We start from the raw sequence: 24,427 nt of genomic DNA, 5'->3' as shown, positions 1-24,427 counted from the left end.
ACAAATAGGCCCAATGCATGCACATTAGAACCGTATATAGTCGAAAGTATACCCCGAGCGAGCGCAAACGACCGAATTCGGGCCATCTTAACGCCCCGAGCGGACAAGGATATAGCCTAATCTCCATATCGGACTAAAATCATGGCAGCAAACCACCTTCTCATGCGAGGACTCTATGACGGCAAGCGACACGACCGCGACAATTAAAAAGGGGAATTCGGAGCCCAGTTTCGATAAAACGGCCCAGCGCATCCTCAATCTTTTCTTTGTGCTCAACAGCTCCCCCGAACCGCTGACGACCGAGCAGATCGTCTTGGATTCCGACCTGGGATATGGCTCCGGCAACATCGACTCGGATAAGCGCAAGTTTCGGCGCGATCGTGACAAACTGCTCGAGCGTGGCATCTTAATCAAGGAGGTTCGCCCCGCCGGTGCGCAGGAGACCGAGGAAAGCTCGTGGACAATCGACCGCGAGCACACCTTTGCAGCAGGCGGCCTCATCACCGCAGACGACGCCGATATCCTGCTCAACGCCATCGACCAGACACTAGCGGCCGGCTCATCCACTTTTGCCGCACCGCTTGCCGATATTCGCTCCAAGATTGCCTATCTCACCGGTAGGACGACGGTGGACGAAGCACCAATCCGCCGCTCTCCCACCGTCGATGCGGTATGGAGCGCCTTTGCCGAGCGATGCGCGCTGCGATTTTTATATCAGAACGGACGCGGCGAGCAGAAAGAACGTACCGTCTGCGTCTACGGCATGTTCGAACGCGAGGGCGTGGCGTACTTCTGCGGCCTCGACAATGTCACCGACGGCATCAGGACATTCCGCTGCGACCGTATCGTTCGCGCTTGGCGTCCTTCGAAGGCCTACGCCATCCCTGCGGACTTCAATCTCAACGACTATCTGTTCTTTGAATTCGATTTTGCCGACCGACCGCCCGTTGCAGCCACGTTCTCGTTCGCCCCTCAGACGCAGATCGATATGATCAACGGCCTCACGCGCGGGCGAGGTGAGCTCGCACACACCGATGCGGGATGGACCTGGACCGTTGACGTGCGTGACCTTGAAGCCGCCGCCTCATTTTGCATGGCCCACGCCATGGACGGCATGAGGCCCATGGCCCCCAAATCGCTCAAGCAGGCGTGGAACCGCCTCATTGAAAGGACGGTGCACGAGCATGCCCGTGCGTAAACTCACCAGCGAGCAGAGACTCTCGCGCGCCATCGACATCATGGAGGCCCTCTACGCCGCCGGCGAGAGCGGCATGACACGAGCCGAGATTTGCAGCCGCTTTGACATCACAGGGGTGTCACTCGACGAGATTCTCGAGATCGTCTCGACGCTCGCGGACCGAGAATCGGGCGCGCGCATCATCTGCGAATGCCACGGCGAGCGTGTGGTCCTCACCGGCGACGCCGGGCGTGTTCTACCGTTGCGCCTGAGTGCCGCCGAGGGCGCTGTGCTCAACCACGAACTTGAATCGTTGGGGATCGAGCCACAGACGGCAGCCCGGATTCGGCATGCTCTTCTACCCGAAGAGCTCGGCTATAACCAGCGCGTCTTTGACACCGTCAACCACGGGTCGCACTGGCAGCAGCTGAGCTGCGCCATTCAGGACGGCGTTCGCTGCCGCATCTCGTATCGCTCGATGGACGATGCACGGCCACGTGAGCGTCTGGTCGACCCCTTGCGCATTACGGCAAACGGCGACCAAACATACCTGATTGCCTGGGACATCGCGGTCGATGAGCAGCGCACCTATCGCATGGATAAAATCGAGGGACTCGCCTTGACGGAAGACTCCGTCGTGCCTCATGCACCGGACGTCGCATCCCTCCACGATTCCCTTGCCCGGACGCAGCGTAGTGCAAAGCTCTTGATGCCATTCGATATGGCGGAGCATCTGGACTGGGCCGGCATCACCCTAATCGAGCGCAGCGGAGCAGACATGGCAACGGTAACCGTGCATTACGGCTCCGAGCGTTGGCTACTGAGCCAGATAATTGCAGCGGGCGGAGCCATCCACATCTTGGATGACCCCGCCCTGTCAAAGCGTCTGTGCGATATGGCAAAAACCCTCGTCTGTCCGCTTTAGCGCCGCCGCTCGTGGCGTGCACGCCACAGTTGCAGATAGTGCCCGATCTGCGCCGATTCGATGCGCTGGTAGGAGCTCGTGGGCAGCGACGTTAAGAACTTCTTTCCGTAGCCCTTCGTCACCAGGCGCGGGTCGGCCAGAATCAGCACGCCGCAATCGGTCGACGAGCGGATAAGGCGGCCGGCCGCCTGCTTGACCTCGAGCACCGCCTCGGGCAGCGAATAGCGCGCCCAAGCGCGGTCTTCGCGCAGGTTGCGCTCGCACGAGAGCGGGTCCGTGGGGCTCGAGAACGGCAGCTTGGGAATGATGACGCAGCGCAGCGTCTCGCCGCTGGCGTCGAATCCCTCCCAGAAGGCCTTAAGTGCAAAAAGCGACGAGGTCGGCTCGTTGATAAACCGGTCGCGCAGGCGACGAGGAGATGAGTTGCGCTGCTGGCAGTTGAGCTCCAGACCCGCACGGGCCATTTTGGGCTCAACGCGGGCGTACAGGTCTTCCATGTCGCGCCGATTGGTGAACAGCGTGAGCACCGATCCGCCCATGGCAAGATGGGCGTCGACCAGCACGCGCTCGAGCGCCGTAAGATAGCTCTCACGATCGCGCGGATCGGGGATATCGCCCGCAACGACTACAGCCATGTTCGAATCGAAGTCGTAGCTCGAGTCCAAGTGCAGCGATGTGGATGTTGAAGCACCAATGCGATCGAGGCCGACCGCGTGGTTAAAGTGTTCAAAGCTTTTGGACACCGTCATGGTCGCCGAGGTAAAGATAGCCGTGTGAACCTCGGGCAGCCACTCGGTTGCCAAGGCCTCGCCAATGTCGATGCGCTCTGCGGTCATTGACTCTCCGCCGGCACGCAGCCTGCGATTGACCTGCAGCGAATACACGTAGTGTTCATCGGTGCCATCAATGATGAGCTTGAGGTTCTCGGCCAGCTCGTGCAGGCGGCGCGAGATATCACCCAGGTCGACAACAACCTCGGGCTTGTCGGCGGCGACGGCTTGTACCAGCGCGTCGACGCTCTTGTCAGCTTGTTCCAATGCGTCGATGGCAGTGTAAGCCGACTGTAAGAAATCATGCCAGTCGTCAGATTCGCGCAGCTCGGGGCCAATCCATAGATTGGCATTGTCATAACCCCCACGGGCACGGCGGCCGAGCTCGCGAACGCCATCGAACACGTCGGCGATCGCCATGCTCGCACGCGCAACCGTCGAGGTCGCCTTGGCAGTAAGGCCCAGATAGAGCGTAGAGCCCTCGGAGGTTGCCAAATCACGGGAAACCTGGCTTAGCGCGCCGGTGCTCGAGCCACCCAGGCGCTCAAACAGAACGCGTGATTCGTCCGCCGACACCACGCGCGCCCACTGACGGCGCGCCTCGCGCTCGATGGAATGGGCCTCGTCGATTACCCAATGACGAATCGGAGGCAAAATCCTGCCCTCGGCCGCGACATTGCGGAACAGCAGGGAATGATTGGTGACCACCACGTCGGCATGCGCCGCACGACGTCGAGCGCCGTGGACCAAACATTTATCAGGGAAAAACGGGCAGAGGCGACGAGCACACTCGCGCGAGGCCGTCGTAAAGTCGGGGCGGTTGACGCTGCGCCACCGAATGCCGAGCGAGTCGAGGTCGCCATCGGCTGATTGGCAGACGTACGCCATAATGACCGCGACCGCCGTGAGCGTGTCCGCCGGATCGCGCTTGGTGGTAATCTCGACCTGGCCGCGGCTCATGCGCTCAAGCTTGCGCAGGCACGGATAGTGGTCATAGCCCTTGAGAGCGCAAAATGACAGGCCACCGTCCAGTTGCTCGGCAAGTTTTGGCAGCTCATGGTACATGAGCTGGTCGGCAAGATTGTTCGATTTGGTCGCAATACCAACCGTGATGTTGTTACGGCGTGCTGCCTCGGCAAAAGGCACCAGATAGGCCATCGATTTGCCGACGCCCGTGCCCGCCTCAATTACACGATGAGTGCCCGTGACCAGCGCATCGCAGACCTCGAGCGCCATCGCGATCTGCTCATCACGCGGCTCGTAGGTGGGATACATGCGATTGACCAGGCCACCTGGCGCATAGTCTGCCTCAATCTCCTCACGACTCGGCATCCTGAGTACCGGCAGTTCGTCGGCGTCCACCCGATCGTCGGCGCGATCGGCCTTGAGAACGTCAGCACGGGCGGCGCTGAGAGAGAAGATAGAACCAGGGTTCTGCCCCGCCAAGAATGAGAAGATTGGACGATAGGACCAAGGCACGTCCGGATGCATGTCGGCTAGGCGCGCCATGAGGCCCTGGGGCAAGTCGGTGAGTGCCACGAGCAACACGCGCCATACGCCACACAGGGCGTCGACGTCGGCATTGGCACGGTGTGATACCGAGTCACAGCCAAACAGATCGGCCATAAAAGACAGCTTGTGCGAGGCCAGGCGCGGAAGCGCGATGCGCGACAGCGCCAGCGAATCGATCCAAATATCGCTCACGTTGACGCCGCCTTTGACCGACTCGATAAACGAGCGGTCGAACGTGGCGTTATGTGCGATTACCGGGCAACCACCGACAAAATCGGCGAGAGCGGCTACGGCCTCAACGGCCGACGGGGCATCTGCCACATCGGCATTTGTAATGCTCGTGAGCTCGGTAATCTCGGCGGGAATCAGCTGCTTGGGATGCACGAAGGTATCGAAGCGGTCGACGATCTCGCGGCCCGAAAGACGGGCCGCCGAGATCTCGATCAGCTCGTTGTCCTGCACCGAAAGACCTGTGGTCTCGGTATCGAGGACAATTACATCTTCCTCGATAAGGCCGAAGGACTGCGTTTTGGCGCGTTCGGCAAGCGTGGCATAGGAGTCGATGACAAACTGCGGCGTTCCTGACGAAACCGCGTCCTCGATTAGCATGCAATGCCCGCTCGACGAAGGCCCATACGGATCAGGCTGTCACAGACCTGCGGGAACGTCATGTCGTCGGTGTGGCGGATCTCATCCGGATACAGCGACGTATCGGTCATGCCGGGAATGGTATTGGTCTCGAGGATGACGGGGCCGTCCTCACTCACAATAAAGTCGCTGCGCGAGATACCCAGGCAACCGAGGGCCTTGTGAGCAGCGCAGGCAAGCTCCTGAGCGCGAGTGTAATTCTCGGGTGAAATCTGCGCCGGAATGCGATGGATGTCCGTAGGGTCGACATACTTCACGTCCAGATCGTAGAACTCGCAGTCCTTGGGCTTACGAATCTCGACAATCGGCAGAGCGCGCACGTCGTCCTCGCCGTACACGCCGACGGTGATCTCGGTACCCTCGATGCACTTCTCGACCAGCACTTTGTCGCCGTACTCAAACGCCTTGGCGATTGCCGCGGGCAGCTCGGAGGGCTCATGGACCAGGGAAATGCCATAGCTGGAACCGTTGACGGCCGGCTTCACAAAGCAGCGCTCGCCACAAACCTCGACGATATGATCGATATCGACTTCATCGCCCACCTCGAGCGCGAGGCCGGGGGCAATGGGGATGCCCGCCTTGGCGTACAAGAGCTTAGAGACCTCCTTGTCGGCACCGCAGGCGCTGGCAAGCACGCCCGAGGCCGTGTAGGGGACACCCAGGGTCTCCATGGCCCCCTGCATGGCGCCATCCTCGCCGCCGGCGCCGTGCATGGCGATAAACGCCACGTCAAAGCCGCCGGTCGCCATAGTCACCATAAAGTCATCGGCGGCGGTGTCGAGCAGCTCCACCGAAGTGTAGCCGGCCTCCTTCAAGGCCACCACGACGTTCTTTCCCGAATTGAGCGAGATCTCGCGCTCAGCGGAATGACCGCCCGCCAAGACCGCTACGTGCATGTTCTCTAGGCTTTTACCCGGCATGGGCAGACTCCTCCTCTATAATTTCTGCAGCTGATACCATATTGTAGCGATACCCTCTACGTTTCCCCAAAATCGAAAGGCTTCCATGAATCCCAGGACTAAATCTCAGGACATTCGCGACTTGAGCCAAAACGATATTCGCGAGCTCGTGGCAGAACTCGGCCAGCCCGCTTTCCGCGCCAAGCAACTCATCGAATGGGTCTTTGAGAAGAACGTTTGTTCGTTTGATGATATGACTAACCTTCCCAAGGCCTTCCGCGAGCAGCTTAAAGAGGCATTTGCCTTCGACACGCCGACGGAGCTTACCAAACAGGTTTCCAAGGACGGCTCGCGCAAGTATCTGCTCGAGTACCACGACGGCATTTCCGTCGAGACCGTTGGCATGCCTCGCCGCAATAAACTCTCCGTCTGTGTTTCTACTCAGGCTGGCTGTGGCATGGGCTGCGCCTTTTGCGCTACTGGTCTCAACGGCCTCAAGCGCTCTCTGAGCGCTCAAGAGATCGTCGACCAGGTGCTTCATGTATCCAACGACTTTGGCGAGCGCGCCACAAGCGTCGTTTTCATGGGTCAGGGCGAGCCGTTTGCCAACTACGACGAGGTTCTCAAGGCACTGCGCATCCTTAACGACCCCGATGGCATCGGCATCGGCGCCCGTCATCTTACTGTCTCCACCAGCGGTGTTATTCCAGGCATTCGCAAGTTTGCCGACATTCCCGAGCAGTTCACGCTCGCTGTGTCGCTGCACTCCGCTATCCAGTCCACGCGCAACAAGATTATGCCTGGCGTTAAGAAGTACACGCTACTTCGCCTTCACGAGGCGCTTCAGCTCTACACCGAGAAGACCGGACGCCGACCGACCTATGAGTATGCCATGATCGAAGGCGTCAACGACACGAATCCCGAGATGCAGGCGCTCTGCGACTTCTGCGAGGGAACGCTGTGCCACGTTAACCTGATTCAGCTTAACGACATCGAGGGCAGCCCGCTCAAGCCGTCGCCGATTCATAAGGTTGAGGATCTTCAGCGCCGCCTTGAGTCTCGTGGCATCGAGACCACGATCCGCAATTCTCGCGGCAATGATATTGATGCCGCCTGCGGTCAACTGAAGCAACGCTTCAAGGTCCAGAAGAACGCATAGGGGAGTCTGCCCCCCATAACGTTTCATGTGAAACATCCGACAGCCCTGGTTGCAAATAATGCAACCAGGGCTGTTTCATTTGTTTTCATCCTAGTGGACTTGATTTACGTGAACTTAGCTTTATGGCCAAAATAAGGGGCCCTTGTCTCATGAATCAGACAAGGCCCCTTCAAAATAGGCAAGTAATTGTTAGGTACCTAATAACCAACATTTTCCCATTGATGGTCAACCCAGTCTTGGTTAATCTTGGGATTCTTAGTCATCTGAGCAGTGCGCATAGCGACATCTTCGGTCATCACATCCATTTTCTTCTTTGATGTATCGACGATATCCTGAGCTCCGCGCAGCAGTCGACCGCGTAGTTCATCATCTGTCGCAAGCTTATACCCCGCAAAAGCACCAGCGGCGACGGTGGTTGCCAACGCAATAGCCGCGAGAACCTTATTCTTCATCCTGATCCTCCTGCCCAAATTGAATCATTTCGCCAAGGATACGGGAGAGCTCCTCCTCGTCTTTGAACTCGATTTCAATTTTGTTCTTGCCACGCGAGCTCTTCACACGTACATTCGTGTTGAAAACTTGACGAAGTACTCGAGCGGCCTTTTTGAATGACTGAGGTGTTGCCGGTCTCGGAGTCCTTGGCGTCTCTCCGGCAGAAAACAACGGAGCAAGATTTTCTGTCGCTCTAACAGAAAGACCTTCTGCGACAACTTTCTCAGCAAGTCGAATCCTGGCATCTTCATAAGGAACCGCAAGAATCGCTCTTGCATGACCTGCAGTAAGCTTGCCTTCGAAAATCATCTGCTGTACGACTTCGGGAAGATCTAGCAAACGAAGCGAATTTGTAATTGCAGAACGAGACTTACTGACAGCCTTTGATAACGCCTCCTGCGTCATACCGCTGGCATCAATGAGCTGACGATAACCCTTTGCCTCTTCGACAGGGTTCAAATCAGAACGCTGAAGATTCTCGATAAGTGCAAGAGCGAGCATTTCCTCATCATTAACTTCCTTAATGATGACTGGCAATTCTTCAAGGCCAGCGAGTTTCGATGCCTGGTAACGACGCTCACCGGCAATAATCTCATAGCCATTTCCGTGCTTGCGGACCAATAGTGGTTGCAAAACGCCATGTTCTTGGATTGACTCGCTCAACTCGCGAAGTTCTGTTTCATTAAAGTGAATTCGAGGTTGATTTGGATTAGGGACAATATCCTCAATAGGCAGTTTTGTTTCAGATGCGGCATTTGAAGCCGATGCAGCCGAACCACCGGTCTCATACTCGGCCTCTGAGACCAAAGCATTGAGTCCACGTCCCAATCCGCCACGTTTCTTTGCACTAGGCACGCTTGATCACCTCTTTTGCAAGGTTCATATACGCTTTTGCACCCTTATTTTGAGGCGCATAGGTAATTACCGGCTCTCCAAAAGACGGAGCTTCAGAGATTTTTACGGTACGAGGAATTAAGGTCTTAAAAGCCTTATCACCAAAGTACGACTGAACTTCCTCAACAACCTGATTCGACAAAGAAGTACGTGAGTCATACATGGTCATAAGCACGCCATAGGTGTCTAAGCCCTTGTTCAGACGCGATTTGACCATCTTCATTGACTCAAGCAGCTTCGTTACGCCCTCGAGTGCATAATACTCGCACTGGATCGGAATCAAAACGCTGTCTGCTGCGGTCAAAGCGTTGATTGTAAGCAGGCCGAGCGAAGGAGGACAGTCAATGAAAATAAAATCGAATTCGTCTTGAATGGGCTCAAGCAAATCTTTGAGGCGGGTTTCACGAGCAATTGCGCTTACGAGCTCAATTTCGGCGCCTGCAAGCTGAATTGTCGCCGGAATAACGAATACCTTTTTGCAATTTGTATCAAGAACGAGCGATTCTGCCGGCACGTCATTCAGCAATGCATCATAGATGCACTGATCAAGGTCTTCTTTTTCAATTCCAAATCCACTTGTACTGTTTCCCTGCGGATCAAAATCGACAATCAGCGTCTTGCGTCCCTGTTCACCCAGAGCTGCTGCAAGGTTTACAGCCGTCGTTGACTTACCGACGCCGCCTTTTTGATTGATGATTGCAATAATACGCGTGTCTTTTGCGCTTTTCGAACGCTTAACGTCGCGAAATCCCACGGTCCCTCCTGGTGTGTATTAAAGCTGTCAAACGGAGGATGTTTCACGTGAAACATTCCGATTCGATATCAACCGCCATGTTTCACGTGAAACACCGCAAGTTGTTAGTATCCATTATGTTTCACGTGAAACATCTAGGCAAGCGGATTCTTCTTTGCCATGCCATTTGCACGAGGCAATGAGACGGATGCTGGATGACTCTTCTTAAGAACAATAAACTCCCTGTGGCCCAAGCCCTCAGGCAAATCGATTGCGTCATTCAGAAGCAAAGTGAAGCCACAGATCTTAGCTGCTGACATGCCGGAAGTAAGCTCCTCATCCGATGGATTGCCCTTCGTAATAACAAATAGCCCTCCATCCTTGAGGTACGGAGCTGCATACTCAACAAGAATCGGTAGAGGGGCCAGCGCGCGGGCGGTTACGACAGAGAACTGTTTCTTATGGCTTCGAGCATATTCTTCAAGGCGATCATGAACTGCATGACCATATTTCAATCCAAGAGCATGAACAAAAGAATTGACAGCATCAACCTTCTTGCCAACAGAGTCAATATAAGTAGCTTTACGATGCGTGGTTATCGTTAATGGAATACCAGGGAAACCCGCACCAGTTCCCATATCGAGCAAAGCTCCCTCAGGAGCCTTATTGATATAAGGGAGCAAGACAAGTGAGTCGAGGATATGAAGTACCGCAGCGTCTTCTACGTTAAGAATACGGGTGAGGTTGGTTGTCTTATTTGTTTCTAGAACCAAATCCAAATGCTGAATACATTTCCTTAGATCAGCATCAGTTATATTCAGGGAATACTCTTTGCAATAGGAAGTTAGACGGCTGAGCATCTCGTCAGTCTGCTGATCAGTAAGTACAAACAACAGAAGCTCCTTTCTGACAAAAATCAGTGTATCGAGAACTTTTGACAAAAAAAGGGGACGTGGAAACCACGCCCCCTTAGCATAAGCTCGAGTAGATTATCGAGCAACAATCACCACATGGCGATCAGGGTCAGAACCCTCAGAATGGGTATCGACAGCATCATTGCCACGAAGTGCAATATGAACCAGTCGGCGCTCATAGGCATTCATGGGCGGAAGCGAAACACTCTTATGGGTACGGATGGCACGCTCGGCGGCCGACTGAGCCATTGAGGCAACCTTGTCCTGACGACGGCTCTTGTAGCCCTCAACGTCAACCACAACCGGATACCTAAAGCCGAGCTTGCGGCTCACCAGCAAAGAGAACATGACCTGAAGAGCATCAAGGGTACGACCATGACGGCCAATGAGAACAGCAAGATCAGGAGCGGTAACATCCAAAATCAGCTCGCCCTCGTCGCCCTCGTACTCATCAATAGGAGAGTTGGCGGCATCGAAGTGCGAAAGGATGGAACGCAGAATGGAAATCGCAACATCGGCAATGGTGTCGAGCTCCTCATCGGTCAGCTCTTCACCGGCCTTGTAGCGCTGTGCAATCTCGGGATAATCGCCCGCAATCTGCGGGGCAACCTCCTCAATCATATCCTCGATGATCTCTTCAGACATAACGTACTCCAAAAGTTAGGTACCTAAATAAGATTGATATCCCGACTACTTCTTCTTGTGCGGACGCGGCTTCTTCTCGCGACGGGTAACCTCGACCTGCAGCGGAGCGTTCTTGAGGCGCTCCTCCTCATCGGCCTTGGCCTTGTCGATAACCTTCTGCGTCACGAAGATCTGCTGGATAACCTGCCAGGCAGAAGACACATCGTAGTACAGCAGAACGCCGACGGGCAGGCTCCAGCCCATCCAAAGCATCATGACGGTCATGACGACAGCCATCATGCGCATGCTCTGGGCCTGCTGACCAGTCTGATTGCGGGACATATACAGCTGCGGAATCAGGGTCAAGACAGCAAACAGGATCAGGCAGATCAGCGCAGGCAGCGCAACCATAAAGCCATCGGCAAAGGAAGCACTCGGCGTGGTGGTCAGGTCGGGCAGGATGTTGAAGAACGAGAACGTGCCGTCGTTAAAGTACTGCGGCAGGTTGCGCAGCAATGTAAACAGGGCGAACAGGATAGGCATCTGAATCAGCAGCGGCAGACAGCCAGCCATGGGGTTGAACTTGTTCTCGCTGTAGAACTTCTGCATCTCCTCGGCCTGACGCTGGGGATCGTCGGCATAGCGCTCCTGGATCTCGAGCATCTTGGGCTGCAGCACCTGCATGCGAGCCGTCGACTTGGTCGACTTGAGCATGAGCGGCGTCAGCAGCAGACGGATGATGACCACCAGGATGATGATGGACAGGCCCCAGTCGACCGCAAAGGTCTGGATGAGCTTGAGCAGCTCGAAAAGGATGTTAACGATCCAATCCCACATGTAAGTTTTCCTCCGATAGCGAGTGCCCGCTAGGGCACAGGGTCATAACCGCCGACGTGCAGGGGATTGCAACGAGCGATGCGCCTCACGGCAAGCCAGCAGCCTCTCAAAACACCGTACTTCTCAATCGCCTGGATGGCGTATTGCGAGCACGTTGGGTAATAAATGCAGGCGTCAGGCAATAAGGGCGAAATAACCTGTTGATATATGCGAATAGGAGCGATGGCAACACGTCGCAAAACGTGATTGCTCATCGCTCCTCCCCGGCAACGCCGGCGCGCTTCATAAGCGAACGCAACGCCTTGTCCATCTCCTGCGGCGAGGAAACCCTCGTCTTGGGAGTTGCAAACAAGATGATGTCATAACCCGCAACGGGAAATCCACAGCTGCGGGCGGCCTCGCGCATCACACGCTTAGATCGGTTGCGCACGACGGCACAACCGAGTCGCTTAGCACCAACGAAGGCGACCCTTCCGGAGTCGCCTTCGCCAACCGATTCACATATGGTCATTCGAATCAGAGGGTGATTGAAACGACGCCCCTGACTGAACACATGCTCGAAATCTTGCCGAGACTTAATAGTCTTCATGCGAGATGTGTGTATCGCTGCTAGACAGTGAGACGCTTGCGGCCCTTGGCGCGACGACGGGCGAGCACGGCACGACCACCCTTAGTGGCCATACGGGCACGGAAGCCATGGGTCTTGGCACGCTTACGCTTATTAGGCTGATACGTACGCTTCATCTTAAGTTCCTCCTGCTGCATTTCGAGTGTCCGCGGGGACGCGGACGCAGATATAGACACGTGAGCTTGAAGATTGTAGGGAAATCAATGTTCAAATGTCAAGAAATCAAAGGTAAAAGGTTGCGCAGTTCACACGGTTCCCCCATAAGCCAAGCTCGATTTAGCGGCGCATGGCAACTTTTCACGATATTTCATCGAGTTTTCAACAGGTCATGTTGGCAATGTTGAGAACTTTTCGTCCGTTTTCCAAAGTTTTCAACAGGTTTTGGAAAGTTGTCGAAAGATGAGAAACATTGCACGGTGAGCTACTATTTGTTCGAAACCTTTTGGAAGATTGCGAGTGGCATGTCTGACGACTTTTACACCATGGTCGATTCCGGAGACCCGGCACCCGACAACGAGCACATCACCGGCGTGCGCGAAGAGCGTGACGAAGGTGAACAGACGACCACGCAGGGGCCGAAAGCCATGTACGCTGCGCGCATCGCCGTCTATGACGACATGTTGTCGACACCGCGTGTGATCGTCATTGATCCGCAAGATGTCCGCACGTATTTGGAAGAGACGACCAACACCGTCTACCAGTGCATGAAAGAACAAGGCGGCCATATCTCGCTCATGGTCATCCGCGAGATTGTCGAAAATTTTATACACGCGCACTTTGCCGAGCCCATCATCTCGATTCTGGACGGCGGAGACACCATCCGCTTTGCCGATCAAGGACCAGGCATCGACGACAAGGAACGCGCTTTCGACTTTGGCGTTACCAGCGCAAACAGCAAGATGAAGCGCTATATCCGTGGAACCGGAGCAGGGTTTCCCATGGTGCAGGAGTATTTGGAAAACGCCGGCGGTGCCGTTTCCATCGAGGACAACATGGGCAACGGCACCGTGGTTACGGTAAGCCTGAACCCTAAACGCGTGCAGGAAATCGAGCGTGCCGGCGGACGCGGCGCTGCCGTGCGGCCCGAGACGGAACAGCCCACATATCCCCTGCCGGGAGCTTTTGCGCAGCAGCCCATGGCAGCGCAGCAGATGCAGCCCCCCGTGGGACAGATGCAGCAGCCCGGAATGCTACCTACACAAGAACCCCGGGCGGCATCGATGTCGATGCCGACAAACACGCCAGAGACCATGCCGCTGGCGGATCAGGATGCAGCAGCAATGCAGCAGGCGACGGGGGCGCCGGGTGGCCAGCAAATGGGCTATCAGCCGTACCAACAGGGATATCCATATCAGCAGATGCCGCCACTGGGGTATGGCCAGCAGTTCCCGCAGCAGTACCAGCAGGGATATCAGCAGCCGTACCAGCAGATGCCGCAGCAGCAGTACAACCCCTGGGCCCAGCAGATGCCTCCGCAGCCTTACCAACAGTGGCCTCAAAGTTTTCAACAGCAAATGCCGCCGATGCAGAGTTCTCAACAACCAGCAGCTCAAATGATGTATCCTAATGCAGCAAATCAGTATGCGCAGCCACAACCGGACGTGTTCGTAAGCGATCGCGGCAACGCCGCGCTGGGCTATCTGGCGCAAAATCAAGCGTGCGGTGCAACCGATCTGGCGAGGGCGTTTGGAAACTCGGCCCCCACTTGGTCACGCACGCTCAATGACTTGGCGCAGGCCGGCTTGGTCATCAAGCATGGCCAGAAATACCATCTGACCGAACTCGGCGCCGCTCGCGTGCGAGCTCAGAGCTAAAGAACGGGAGAGACAGTGGACGAGGAAGCAAGCATCATCCTGGGGGATGCCATCGCCTTTTGCCAGCGCGACGGCCAAGATGCACGCCTCATCAACATGCTGGGGCAATCGCGCGCCATAAGCCTGACCGAAGATACGCTCACGATCGAGGCACCCTCGCGCTTTGCCATCGCGCAGCTCAAAAAGCATCAGCCGACTATTGAGGCCTATCTGGAAGAAATCGCCTTTGCACCGATTGCGCTCGACGTCGTGGCACCGCAAGGCGCCGCGACGGAATCCGCTGCCACGACGGCGCCCGCCACGGCTCCCGCCGCTTCCCCGGCGGTGCCGGCCTCCGCAGGCGACGTACCGACGATCGAGCACCAGCACAGCGATGTTTCCCGTGAAACCATGGCACCGTTGCCGACCGCGGCGGCGACGTCAACGAACGTACCCGTCACGCACATGCCCATCGCTCACGACGCAGCGGCGGGCGCGGATTCGGGCATTGCAATCAAAAACACGCTCTCGGCCGATGATTTTCGTCGCATGATGAACCAGATGAAGGGCGGAGCGCCGACTAAATCCACGCAAGCTGCGACCCCCGCTTCACCCATGTCAGCACCGACCGTGCCGGCCGAGCAGAATACGGATGGAGCCCCGCTCGCCGCGAACTCAAAATTTACCTTTGAGAACTTTGTCTACGGCCCAGAGAACAGCCATGCCTATCGCTCGGCACTCAAGTTTGCCGCCCTCGCGGACGAGCGCGGCACATGCACATCACTGTTCATCTACGGCAAATCGGGCCTAGGCAAGACGCACCTGCTGCTTGCCATCAAAAACGAGCTCGCCGAGAAGTCGCCTGAGATCAAGGTCAAGTATGCCAACTCCCAGGCGTATCTGGACGACCTGATGACCGAGTTCGACCGTCAAAAGAAGAGCAACGCTCCCATCATGCAGGCGTACCACGGCGTGGACGTACTCATCATCGATGACATCCAAAACATCATCGGCAAGCGCGCGAGCGTGGACTACTTTTTCCAGCTCATGGACGAGTTCATCCGCAACAACAAGAAGGTCGTCATCGCGGCAGACCGCGCCCCCAAGGACCTGAGCATGGACGAGCGTCTGACCAGCCGCTTCAACGCCGGCATGCTCTGCCTGGTCGCAGAGCCCAGCTACGAGATGAAATACAAGATCTTGCAGCGCTATTACGAAAACACCATCGTCGCCGCTCCCGAGGCAGGCGACGACTCGCTGCTGGCGGCCTATGGGGGCGACGGCGGACACCTGACCGACGAGCACTTTAAACACATGGCCGAGGTCTCGGGCACCAACATCCGCGAACTCGAGAGCTTTTGCGAGCGCTGCGCCGGCGAGGCGGGCGACCGCGAGCGCGAGGGCGGAGAGCTCACCTTTGACGATATCGACGCCATCGCCGGCCAGTACTTCGACACATCGGCCAAAAAGATCAACGTGCAAACGGTTCAGTCCGTCATTGAAGAGCAGTACGGCGTGACGCACGAGGAGCTCATCGGCCCGCGACGCAACGCCAATATCGCCAAGGCACGCCACATTGCCATCTATCTGGCCATCGAGATGTGCGAGATGACGACCACGGCGGTGGGCGCCGAATTTGGCAACCGCAACCACTCGACCGTCAGCACGAGCTACAAAAAGGTCCAGAAGATGATCCAGGAAGACCGCACCGTCACCGAAGACCTCAAGTCGCTGCGCGATAAAATTACACTGCGCTCGTAGGGAAATAGAGACACCTGTTGAAAACTTGTCGAAACCACGGGCATAAGGTGTCTAAAACCCAACCCGCGATGATGAAAAGTTTTGCGCAGGTTTTGAACGTGGAAAACCACCCCTGTTGCACACAGGTTGCTGTCGATTCTCTTTCTGGGTCTGACCTGCGTCTTTGGGAGTAATCAACAGTTTCGTCAGTGCTATTACTATTATTAAGATATTTATATCTATAGAAAGGTATTAAAAGATGAAGTTCACCGTCAGCCAGAGCTCGCTTACACAAGCCATCGGCGTCGTTATGAAGGGTGTCGCTTCGGCATCCACCCTTCCCATCCTGTCGGGCGTGCTCGTCAAGGCCCAAGACGGCATCTTGGAATTCCAGACCTCTAACTACACCATCTCGATCCGTCATCGCATCGCGGCGCATGTCGAAGAAGAGGGCGAGATGGTTATCCCCTGTAAGATGCTCTCCAATATCACCAAGACCCTCCCCGATGCCCCGGTCACCTTTGAGCTGTCCGAGCGCCAGGTGCTGATTGGTTGCGAGAAGAGCTCTTTTAGGCTGAACACGCTCGATGCCAATGACTTCCCCGAGTTTCCGGCCTATGCCATCGAGAGCGCCGTGGAGCTGCCGACCGATATCTTGTCCGAAATGGTCGGTCGCGTGTGGCGCGTCACCTCGACCGACAAGGCCCGCCCCATCCTGGGCGGCGTGCACATGAAGGTCGAGAACAATACCGTGCGCCTGGTGGCGACCGATTCCTTCCGCTTGGCCGTGTGCGATACGCAGGTCGAGACCTCGACCCTCGAGGGCTCCTTTGAGCTCAACGTTCCGGCTGACGCCTTTAACGACGCGCTGAACATCATGGCCAGCCAGGCGACCATCATGATCGGGGCTACCGACACCCAGGTCGTCTTCGAGGCCGGCAACACCACCTACGTGTCGCGCCGCATCGAGGGCATGTATCCCAACTACAAGCAGCTCATCCCCGATTCGTGCGTGACGAGCGTCAAGATCGATGTCGCCGCTTTTAACGCCGCCCTCAAGCGCGTGGCCGTTATCGCGAGCGCCAACCCCGCCGTCAAGTTCGAGATCGATGTCGAGAACGGGCAGATGGGCCTGTCCTCCATTTCCAATGACCAGGACCTTGCGCAGGAGACGATCGATGTCGAGGCCGAGGGCGAGTCGGGTACCATCGCCTTCAACTACCACTACATCTTCGGCTGCCTCAACGCCCTGTCCAAGGAGAAGGAGATCACGCTGGAGCTCAAGAGCTACTCGCAGGCGGGTATCTTCAAGTCCTACGACAAGATCAACTACCTGTACCTGGTCATGCCGGTCCGCATCTAGCGCTGCGCCATGACCATGTTCGCCCGTGATCTTTCCGTCGCGCACTACCGCAGCTTCGATAGCTATCGCCTTGCCCTGGACGAGGGCGTGACGATACTTGCGGGACCCAACGCGGCAGGAAAGACCAATCTCATAGAGGCGCTGCAGCTGCTGACGAGCGGCGCCTCGTTTAGGCATCCGACCGCAGCCGAGCTCGTCCATGACGGCGTGGGCTCGTGCAAGGTCGAGCTGAGGCTCGAGGGCGACGGCCGCGTGCTTGATATGGGATTGAGCGTGGAGGACGGTAAGCGCTCGTTTAGCCGCAACGGCAAGAGGTGCTCTGCCGCCGGTGTGCGCGGGGCTCTGCCGAGCGTACTGTTTTGCCCCGACCATCTGGACATGGTTAAGAGAGGCGCCAGTGTGCGCCGCGCCGCCCTCGATGACTTTGGCATGCAACTGAGCGCACGCTATGCCGATCTTGCGAGCACCTATGGGCGCTGCGTGACCCAGCGTAACGCCCTGCTTAAGGAGACCTGGTGCTGTCGCGAGATGCTCGGCGCGTGGAACGATTCGATTGCCCGCGCGGGCTCGGCCCTGCTTGTGCACCGGTTGGCCCTGCTCGACCGGCTGGCGGGCCATGTGCACACTGCCTACGGGCAAGTGGCATCCGGTGAGGCTGCCAACGTGACCTATACGTCCACGCTGGGGGATTTGCCCCAGGTCGATGATCGCGAAGAGCTGAAGGGCTGGGCGTACGAGCGCATGCTGGCTGCCCTTGATGAGCACGCCGACGAGGAAATTCGCCGCGGCGTGACGTTGGTGGGACCGCATCGCGATGAGATTGAGTTTACCGTGGCGGGTCGCTCCGCCCGTTCATTTGCCAGCCAAGGTCAGCAGCGAACGTTGGTTCTGGCCTGGAAGGTGGCGGAGGTGGCCGTGGCTCGCGATGTCCTGGGCACCGCCCCGTTGCTGCTTTTGGACGACGTGATGAGCGAACTCGACGGCGAACGCCGCGGTGCTTTTTTGCGGCTGATCGGCGATGATATCCAGACGGTCATAACCACGACCAACCTGGGGTATTTTACCGATGACCTGCTTGATCGAGCCAAGGTGGTGAGCATGGGTGAGACGTGCTAATTACGAGCGCGAGAGCGAAACGGTTGCCTTCAGTGGATTTTTGAACGCAGAGCGTCAGCGCATCCTGGCGGCCGCGACACCTGAGCGCCGCGCGCAGATGGAGGCTGCCGAGGAGTCGCGCGCGGTCTATCGCGCGTGGAACGCGGTGTGCTCGGGCACGCGCGAGGGGCGGCATGTGACGGGCTTGCGCTACCTGCCCGAGTCCAATGAGCTGCTGGTATATCTCGATTCGCCCTCGTGGACGCAGGAAATGACGCTGTTGCGCGAGATCATCCGCGCGCGCATGGAGCGCGCCGGTGCGCATGTGGACGGCCTGGTGTTCAAAACCACCGCGCCGGGTCACACGCCGCCCGCCGCCAAGCAGCGCCTGCGCCCGGCGACGACCGAGCGCCCGCCGGCCCCGCACGCCGACCTAAGTGAGGCCGAGCGCACCGAGATTGAGCGCCAAGTGGCGCCCATCGAAGACCAAAAACTGCGCGAGGCCCTCGAGAATGCCATGAGAGCCAGTGCCGAGTGGGCCAAGGGCGTAGAAAGCAAAAAAGAGCCTTAAATCGCATCTGGTGGCCTTGTAGAGCCAAATACCCTCGTTCCCGAGGGTATTTTTTTACGATAAACTAGTAAGGCTGTACACATTTTCTTGACTGAAGGAGGACGTGTGGCAAACGAAAACGATTACGATGGCGGCGAGATTAAGATTCTCGAAGGTCTCGAGGCCGTTCGTAAGCGCCCGGGCATGTATATCGGCTCGACGAGCGCCAGCGGTCTGCATCACCTGGTGTGGGAGATCGTTGACAACTCCGTCGACGAGGCCATGGCCGGTTTCTGCACCGAGATCCAGGTGACGGTCCACGCCGACAACTCCATCACGGTCGTCGACAACGGGCGCGGCATCCCCGTCGACGAGCACCCTGTTAAAAAGATCCCGACGCTCGAGGTCGTCATGACGATCTTGCACGCCGGCGGTAAGTTCGATAACTCGGCCTATAAGGTTTCGGGCGGCCTGCACGGCGTTGGCATCTCCGTCGTCAACGCACTGTCCAAGCGCGTGGTCGTTCAGGTTCGTCGCGACGGCAACACCTACGAGATGGAGTTCTCGCGCGGCAAGACCGTTAAGAAGATGGAGGTCGTGGGCACCTCGGATTCGACGGGCACCACCGTCACCTTCTGGCCCGACGACGAGATCTTCGAGACATGCATCTACGATTTCGATACGCTGCACAACCGTCTGCAGGAGACGGCGTTCCTCAATAAGAACCTCAAAATCGTGCTGACCGACGAGCGCGAGGCGACTCCCCATGTGGAGGAGTTTTGCTACGAGGGCGGCATCATCGACTTCGTCAAGTTCCTCAACGAGGGCAAGGACGTCCCCGAGGCCTTTAAGGAGCCCATCTACATCGAGGGCAAATCGGACCCGGGCGCGCCTGTGACCAAGATGGGCGAGGTTGAGGTTTCCCTGCAGTGGAATAGCGGTTACGGCGAGAACGTCATGTCGTTTGCCAACGACATCTACACCCCCGAGGGCGGCATGCACCTTGAGGGCTTCCGCACCGCGCTCACCCGTGTGATCAACGACTACGCGCGCAAACAGAACCTGCTCAAGGAAAAAGACGCCAACCTGACCGGCGACGATGTGCGCGAGGGCCTTTCGGCCGTTATCTCGGTCAAGCTGCCCGACCCGCAATTTGAGGGCCAGACCAAGGCCAAGCTCGGCAGCTCCTATATGCGCGCGCTGACGCTCAAGATCGTGACCGACGGCCTCGCCGATTACCTCGAGGAGCATCCCAAGCCCGCTCGCGAGATCGTCAAGAAGGCCCAGCAGGCATGCAAGGCCCGCAACGCCGCCCGCAAGGCGCGCGAAGCGACCCGTCGCAAGAGCCTGCTCGAGACGGCGTCCCTGCCCGGTAAGCTCGCCGACTGCTCGGTGCGCGATGCCGAGCTGACCGAGCTCTTCATCGTAGAGGGTGACTCGGCAGGCGGTTCGGCCAAGGACGGCCGTCGCCGAGACATCCAGGCGATTCTGCCCCTGCGCGGCAAGATTTTGAACGTCGAACGCGTTGGTGACCATCGCGCGTTCTCGAGTGACACCATCCAGTCATTGATTACCGCGATCGGCTGCGGCGTCACGACGAGTGCCGGCGACGGCGGCGACTTCGATATCACCAAGGCGCGCTACCACAAGATCATCATCATGACCGATGCAGACGTCGACGGCGCGCATATCCGCATCCTGCTGCTGACGTTCTTCTACAAGTACATGCGTCCGCTGATCGATGCCGGCTACGTCTATGTTGCCTGCCCGCCCATCTTTGGCATTAAGGTGCGCAACAAGATCCACTACGTGTATCCCAACGGCCGCCAGCCCGAAGACGAGATCCTGCGCGATACCATCCAGAGTCTGGGCCTGAACCCCGACGATAACGACGAGGACGGCAAGGCCAAGGACGGCAAGATCACCAAGAAGCGCAAGGGCTATACCGTCCAGCGCTACAAGGGCCTGGGCGAGATGGACCCCAAGCAGCTTGCCTCGACGACGATGGACCCCAAGACCCGCATCCTGCAGCGCGTGTCGATCGAGGACGCCGTGGTGGCGGACCGCGCCGTGCGCGAGCTCATGGGTTCCGAGGTCGGCTATCGCCGCGAGTACATTGAAAAACATGCGCATGACGCGCGTTTCCTTGACGCTTAAGAGGAGGTAACGTGGCAGACGATATCAACAATAACGGGGGTATGGACGAGGCCGGCGATGCCGGCATGCCCGACGATCTGAAGCGCCTGCTTGCCCGTGCTGAGCAGGGCGAGGACGGCGACCCGGACGCCTATAACCCCGATGTCGATGATGACGAGGAAGAGGATGACGACGGCGAGCTCGAGGAGAGTTTTGGCGAAGTCGACCGTGGCGCCTCGGCCGGCGAGGATATAAACGGCGGCCAGCTCCAGATTTCGGAGTTCGGCCGTGAGATGAAACAGTCGTTCATCGAGTATTCGATGTCGGTCATCACGGCGCGCGCCCTGCCGGACGTGCGCGACGGCCTAAAGCCGGTCCACCGCCGCATTCTGTACGCGATGAACGAGAGCGGCATCTACCCCAACCGCCCACACAAGAAGTCGGCCTGGACGGTCGGCGAAGTTATCGGTAAGTACCATCCGCACGGTGACTTCGCGGTCTACGAGGCCATGGTTCGCCTGGCGCAGTGGTTCTCCATGCGCACACCGCTCATCGACGGCCACGGCAACTTCGGCAACATCGATGGCGATGGCGCCGCCGCCATGCGTTACACCGAGAGCCGCCTGGCAAAGCCCGCCATGGAGCTGCTACGTGACCTGCAGAAGGATACCGTCGACTGGCAGCCCAACTACGACGAGTCGCTCGCCGAGCCCGTGGCACTGCCCGCGCGCTTCCCCAACCTGCTGGTCAACGGCAGCCAGGGCATCGCCGTCGGCATGGCCACCAACATCGCCCCGCACAACCTCACCGAGGCAATCGAGGCCACCTGCTACCTGATCGACAATCCCGACGCCACCGTCGACGAGCTCATGCAGATCATGCCCGGTCCGGACTTCCCCACCGGCGCCATCATCATGGGCAGCGCCGGCATCAAACAGAGTTACGAGACCGGACGCGGCTCCATCACCGTGCGCGCCAAGGCTCATGTGGAGTCTACCAAGACCGGCCGCAACCGCCTGGTCTTTACCGAGATCCCCTACATGGTCAACAAGGGCACCCTGCAGGAGAAGATCGCCCAGCTCGTCAACGACAAGCGCATCGAGGGCATCTCGGACATGCGCGATGAGTCCAACCAGAAGGGCATCCGCCTGGTTATCGAGCTCAAGAAGGGTGTTATCCCGCAGGTCGTGCTCAACAATCTGTACAAGTACACCTCGTTGCAGACGACCTTTGGCGCCAACAACCTGGCGCTCGTCAACGGCGTGCCCAAATGCCTGAGCCTGCGCGAGATGCTGCAGCACTATATCGACCACCAGGTCGACGTCGTCACCCGCCGCACTCGTTTTGACCTCAAGAAGGCCCAGGCGCGGGCGCATATCCTCGAGGGCTACCTGATGGCCCTCGACCATATCGACGAGGTTATCAGCATTATCCGCTCCTCGCAGACCGACTCCGAGGCCAGCAGCCGCCTGATCGAGCGCTTTGGCTTTACGCCCGAGCAGACCACGGCCATCCTCGAGATGAAGCTGCGCCGCCTGACCGGCTTGGAGCGCGACAAGATCCAGGAAGAGCTGGACGGCCTGCGCCGCGCCATCGCCTACTATGAGGACCTGCTGGCGCATGAGGAGAAGATCTTGGGCGTCATCAAGGAGGAGATGCGCGAGATCTCCAAGAAGTTCGGCGACAAGCGCCGCACCGAGATCAGCCAGGTTGAGAAGGATCTGGATGTCGAGGACCTCATCGCCGACGAGGACATGGTCGTGACCATCACCCACACCGGCTATGTGAAGCGTATCCCGGTGGCTGCCTACCGTGCCCAGAAGCGCGGTGGCAAGGGCGTGTCGGGCGTCAACCTCAAAGAGGATGACGTTATCGACGAGATGTTTATTGCGTCCACGCACGAGTACGTGCTGTTCTTCTCGAGCAAGGGCAAGGTCTATCGCCTGAAGGTGCACGAACTGCCGGTGGGTACGCGACAGGCCCGCGGCACTGCGATCGTCAACCTGCTGCCCTTCGAGGACGGCGAGAAGATCGCGAGCGTCATCAGCTGCCGCGAGTTCCCCGCCGACGAGTACCTGATGTTTGCCACCAAGAGCGGCATGGTCAAGAAGACCGTGATGAGCGCGTATGACCGCAGCCGCCGCGATGGACTCATTGCCATCAACCTGCGCGACGACGACGCACTATTGAACGTGCGTCGCGTGCGCGAGGGCGACAAGATTATCCTGGCCACCACCGCGGGCAAGGCGATCATGTTCTCCGAGGAGCAGGTGCGCGCCACCGGCCGCGATACCAGCGGCGTTCGCGGTATTGGTATGAAGGACGGCGTGAGCGTTCTGGGCATGGAAGTCACTAACGGCAACGGCGATCTGTTCGTCATCACCGAGCGCGGCTACGGCAAGCGCACGCCGGTCGCGGACTACCCGGAGCAGAATCGCGGCGGCCAGGGCGTCTACACCATCCAAATGACCGAGCGTAAGGGTAACCTTGCGGCCATGAAGACGGTGGGCCCACAGCACGAGCTGTTCATCGTGACGGAGGGCGCGACGGTCATTCGCGTTAAGACCGACGAGATCAGCCAGACTGGCCGCGCCACCCAGGGCGTCAAGATGATGACCGTCGACGACAGCGACCGCATCTGCGCCGTAGCCCGCATGACGACCGCCAAAGAGAAGCCCGAGGGCGAAGGTGCCGAGGTCGCAGCCGACACCGAAGAAGCCCCAGTCGACCTAGGCGACGGCAACGACCTGCCAGAGGATCTCCTCGACGAGTAAGAGGCCCTGACTGGTAAAAATCATCAAACCCCTTATATCGGCGGTCGGCGCACTGCGCGCCGACCGCTTTTTTGACAAGCTTGGAACCCCGTGTCAGACGGCTGGGCGAGATGGGTTAGGTTTGTCGCGAGTTCCGCACGCAAAGAAGGCCACTTAATGTGGCCTTCGTCTTGCGCAGGACTGCCCGAGCAGCAAACCTAACCCATCTCGCCCAGCCGTCTGACACACCCTCCAAAGATTTTCAAAAAAGTTGTTGACGCGCGCGTAACGACTCGTCTAATATATCCCTTGCGCGATGGACCTGTAGCTCAGTTGGTTAGAGCGTCCGGCTGATAACCGGGAGGTCACAAGTTCGAATCTTGTCAGGTCCACCACTTTCTTTCGCAATAAACACCCCAGCGAGAGCCGAGTCGCCGCTGGGGTGTTTATTACTGTCTCCGTGGGGGTTTAGCTCAGCTGGGAGAGCGCGGGCTTTGCAAGCCTGAGGTCAGGGGTTCGATCCCCCTAACCTCCACCATGATGGACCTGTAGCTCAGTTGGTTAGAGCGTCCGGCTGATAACCGGGAGGTCACAAGTTCGAATCTTGTCAGGTCCACCATCAAAACCGTGAAGAGCCCTGGGGCGTTGCCTCGGGGCTTTTTTCTAATATGAGAAAGCCATTGTCAATAGGCATGTTCGTTCGAGCCCGGTTTGAAACCGGGCTTTTTCGTTTCCCGTCGGGAGAGCCCGCGCACGCTGCATGGCTTAGTCGACGCTTGCCTGGC

Annotated in this window: 21 protein-coding genes and 3 tRNA genes; 13 read left to right on the top strand and 11 right to left on the bottom strand. The window is 57.9% G+C overall.

Annotated features, from left to right (window positions below):
• Positions 1-175: 175 nt before the first annotated feature.
• Positions 176-1,198, top strand: a complete 1,023-nt coding sequence (locus NBH09_RS08670) for a helix-turn-helix transcriptional regulator (RefSeq protein ID WP_250787722.1) — start codon at positions 176-178, stop codon at positions 1,196-1,198.
• Positions 1,185-2,102 (top strand): helix-turn-helix transcriptional regulator, encoded by a 918-nt coding sequence (locus NBH09_RS08665; RefSeq protein WP_250787721.1) that lies wholly within the window; start codon positions 1,185-1,187, stop codon positions 2,100-2,102. Before NBH09_RS08670 ends, NBH09_RS08665 begins: the two co-directional genes overlap by 14 nt.
• Here the strand turns inward: NBH09_RS08665 and NBH09_RS08660 are convergent.
• Both NBH09_RS08660 and NBH09_RS08655 read right to left on the bottom strand, forming a co-directional pair.
• Positions 2,099-4,993, bottom strand: coding sequence for a helicase C-terminal domain-containing protein (locus tag NBH09_RS08660; protein ID WP_250787720.1), 2,895 nt, complete (start codon positions 4,991-4,993; stop codon positions 2,099-2,101). The two genes, NBH09_RS08665 and NBH09_RS08660, sit on opposite strands and share 4 nt — an antisense overlap.
• Positions 4,987-5,952 (bottom strand): D-alanine--D-alanine ligase family protein, encoded by a 966-nt coding sequence (locus NBH09_RS08655; protein ID WP_250787719.1) that lies wholly within the window; start codon positions 5,950-5,952, stop codon positions 4,987-4,989. The genes NBH09_RS08660 and NBH09_RS08655 overlap by 7 nt, the downstream gene beginning before the upstream one ends.
• Positions 5,953-6,037: 85 nt before the next feature.
• On the opposite strand from NBH09_RS08655, the gene rlmN reads away from it, so the two are divergent.
• A complete protein-coding gene (gene rlmN / locus NBH09_RS08650) occupies positions 6,038-7,090 on the top strand; it encodes a dual-specificity RNA methyltransferase RlmN (protein ID WP_250787718.1) in 1,053 nt (350 codons plus the stop codon).
• A 197-nt stretch (positions 7,091-7,287) separates the two neighbouring features.
• Here rlmN and NBH09_RS08645 read toward each other — a convergent pair whose 3' ends face one another.
• From NBH09_RS08645 to rpmH, 9 genes are all read right to left on the bottom strand, one after another.
• Positions 7,288-7,542, bottom strand: a complete 255-nt coding sequence (locus NBH09_RS08645) for a hypothetical protein (RefSeq protein ID WP_250787717.1) — start codon at positions 7,540-7,542, stop codon at positions 7,288-7,290.
• Positions 7,532-8,437 carry a ParB/RepB/Spo0J family partition protein gene (locus NBH09_RS08640; RefSeq protein ID WP_250787716.1) on the bottom strand — a complete coding sequence of 302 codons (906 nt, stop codon included), beginning with the start codon at positions 8,435-8,437 and terminating at the stop codon, positions 7,532-7,534. Before NBH09_RS08640 ends, NBH09_RS08645 begins: the two co-directional genes overlap by 11 nt.
• Entirely contained in the window at positions 8,430-9,230 is an 801-nt protein-coding gene (locus NBH09_RS08635; protein WP_118238235.1) for a ParA family protein, read from the bottom strand. Before NBH09_RS08635 ends, NBH09_RS08640 begins: the two co-directional genes overlap by 8 nt.
• 134 nt (positions 9,231-9,364) lie before the next feature.
• Positions 9,365-10,102, bottom strand: coding sequence for a 16S rRNA (guanine(527)-N(7))-methyltransferase RsmG (gene rsmG / locus NBH09_RS08630; RefSeq protein WP_250787715.1), 738 nt, complete (start codon positions 10,100-10,102; stop codon positions 9,365-9,367).
• A gap of 96 nt (positions 10,103-10,198) precedes the next feature.
• Positions 10,199-10,768: a Jag family protein gene (locus tag NBH09_RS08625; protein WP_250787714.1), complete on the bottom strand. Its 570-nt coding sequence runs from the start codon at positions 10,766-10,768 to the stop codon at positions 10,199-10,201.
• 45 nt (positions 10,769-10,813) lie between these two features.
• Positions 10,814-11,584, bottom strand: coding sequence for a YidC/Oxa1 family membrane protein insertase (locus NBH09_RS08620; protein WP_250787713.1), 771 nt, complete (start codon positions 11,582-11,584; stop codon positions 10,814-10,816).
• A 29-nt stretch (positions 11,585-11,613) separates the two neighbouring features.
• Positions 11,614-11,838, bottom strand: coding sequence for a membrane protein insertion efficiency factor YidD (gene yidD / locus NBH09_RS08615; RefSeq protein ID WP_117584026.1), 225 nt, complete (start codon positions 11,836-11,838; stop codon positions 11,614-11,616).
• Positions 11,835-12,173, bottom strand: coding sequence for a ribonuclease P protein component (rnpA, locus tag NBH09_RS08610; protein WP_006236191.1), 339 nt, complete (start codon positions 12,171-12,173; stop codon positions 11,835-11,837). Before rnpA ends, yidD begins: the two co-directional genes overlap by 4 nt.
• Before the next feature lie 20 nt (positions 12,174-12,193).
• Entirely contained in the window at positions 12,194-12,328 is a 135-nt protein-coding gene (rpmH, locus tag NBH09_RS08605) for a 50S ribosomal protein L34 (protein WP_019127408.1), read from the bottom strand.
• Between the two features lie 273 nt (positions 12,329-12,601).
• Here rpmH and NBH09_RS08600 point away from each other — a divergent pair, with 273 nt between their 5' ends.
• From NBH09_RS08600 to NBH09_RS08555, 10 genes are all read left to right on the top strand, one after another.
• Complete coding sequence (locus tag NBH09_RS08600; protein WP_250787712.1) at positions 12,602-14,026, top strand: ATP-binding protein; 1,425 nt, start codon at positions 12,602-12,604, stop codon at positions 14,024-14,026.
• A gap of 15 nt (positions 14,027-14,041) precedes the next feature.
• Positions 14,042-15,766 (top strand): DnaA ATPase domain-containing protein, encoded by a 1,725-nt coding sequence (locus NBH09_RS08595; protein ID WP_350446092.1) that lies wholly within the window; start codon positions 14,042-14,044, stop codon positions 15,764-15,766.
• A gap of 238 nt (positions 15,767-16,004) precedes the next feature.
• On the top strand, positions 16,005-17,108 hold the full coding sequence (gene dnaN, locus NBH09_RS08590) for a DNA polymerase III subunit beta (protein ID WP_138341047.1): 1,104 nt from the start codon (positions 16,005-16,007) through the stop codon (positions 17,106-17,108).
• Between the two features lie 9 nt (positions 17,109-17,117).
• The gene (gene recF / locus NBH09_RS08585; RefSeq protein ID WP_117746865.1) at positions 17,118-18,224 is read left to right on the top strand and encodes a DNA replication/repair protein RecF; all 1,107 of its coding nucleotides are present in this window, start codon (positions 17,118-17,120) and stop codon (positions 18,222-18,224) included.
• A complete protein-coding gene (locus tag NBH09_RS08580; protein ID WP_117746866.1) occupies positions 18,211-18,774 on the top strand; it encodes a DciA family protein in 564 nt (187 codons plus the stop codon). The genes recF and NBH09_RS08580 overlap by 14 nt, the downstream gene beginning before the upstream one ends.
• Positions 18,775-18,879: 105 nt before the next feature.
• Positions 18,880-20,910: a DNA topoisomerase (ATP-hydrolyzing) subunit B gene (gene gyrB, locus NBH09_RS08575; protein ID WP_250787711.1), complete on the top strand. Its 2,031-nt coding sequence runs from the start codon at positions 18,880-18,882 to the stop codon at positions 20,908-20,910.
• 41 nt (positions 20,911-20,951) lie between these two features.
• A complete protein-coding gene (gyrA, locus tag NBH09_RS08570; protein ID WP_284703143.1) occupies positions 20,952-23,663 on the top strand; it encodes a DNA gyrase subunit A in 2,712 nt (903 codons plus the stop codon).
• A 297-nt stretch (positions 23,664-23,960) separates the two neighbouring features.
• Positions 23,961-24,037, top strand: a tRNA-Ile gene (locus tag NBH09_RS08565).
• A gap of 67 nt (positions 24,038-24,104) precedes the next feature.
• Positions 24,105-24,180 (top strand) — tRNA-Ala (locus NBH09_RS08560).
• A 4-nt stretch (positions 24,181-24,184) separates the two neighbouring features.
• Positions 24,185-24,261 (top strand) — tRNA-Ile (locus tag NBH09_RS08555).
• Positions 24,262-24,427: the final 166 nt, after the last annotated feature.

The organism is Collinsella sp. BG-O-102 (genome assembly GCF_023656745.1).
Lineage (GTDB): Bacteria > Actinomycetota > Coriobacteriia > Coriobacteriales > Coriobacteriaceae > Collinsella.
The sequence above is the reverse complement of the archived record's forward strand: the minus strand, read 5'-3'. Positions and strand labels throughout refer to the sequence as shown.

Coding starts and splice junctions, on each gene's coding strand:
- NBH09_RS08670 (WP_250787722.1), top strand. CDS start 176: ATGACGGCAAGCGACACGACCGCGACAATTAAAAAGGGGAATTCGGAG.
- NBH09_RS08665 (WP_250787721.1), top strand. CDS start 1,185: ATGCCCGTGCGTAAACTCACCAGCGAGCAGAGACTCTCGCGCGCCATC.
- NBH09_RS08660 (WP_250787720.1), bottom strand. CDS start 4,993: ATGCTAATCGAGGACGCGGTTTCGTCAGGAACGCCGCAGTTTGTCATC.
- NBH09_RS08655 (WP_250787719.1), bottom strand. CDS start 5,952: ATGCCGGGTAAAAGCCTAGAGAACATGCACGTAGCGGTCTTGGCGGGC.
- rlmN (WP_250787718.1), top strand. CDS start 6,038: ATGAATCCCAGGACTAAATCTCAGGACATTCGCGACTTGAGCCAAAAC.
- NBH09_RS08645 (WP_250787717.1), bottom strand. CDS start 7,542: ATGAAGAATAAGGTTCTCGCGGCTATTGCGTTGGCAACCACCGTCGCC.
- NBH09_RS08625 (WP_250787714.1), bottom strand. CDS start 10,768: ATGTCTGAAGAGATCATCGAGGATATGATTGAGGAGGTTGCCCCGCAG.
- NBH09_RS08620 (WP_250787713.1), bottom strand. CDS start 11,584: ATGTGGGATTGGATCGTTAACATCCTTTTCGAGCTGCTCAAGCTCATC.
- yidD (WP_117584026.1), bottom strand. CDS start 11,838: ATGAGCAATCACGTTTTGCGACGTGTTGCCATCGCTCCTATTCGCATA.
- rnpA (WP_006236191.1), bottom strand. CDS start 12,173: ATGAAGACTATTAAGTCTCGGCAAGATTTCGAGCATGTGTTCAGTCAG.
- rpmH (WP_019127408.1), bottom strand. CDS start 12,328: ATGAAGCGTACGTATCAGCCTAATAAGCGTAAGCGTGCCAAGACCCAT.
- dnaN (WP_138341047.1), top strand. CDS start 16,005: ATGAAGTTCACCGTCAGCCAGAGCTCGCTTACACAAGCCATCGGCGTC.
- recF (WP_117746865.1), top strand. CDS start 17,118: ATGACCATGTTCGCCCGTGATCTTTCCGTCGCGCACTACCGCAGCTTC.
- gyrA (WP_284703143.1), top strand. CDS start 20,952: ATGGACGAGGCCGGCGATGCCGGCATGCCCGACGATCTGAAGCGCCTG.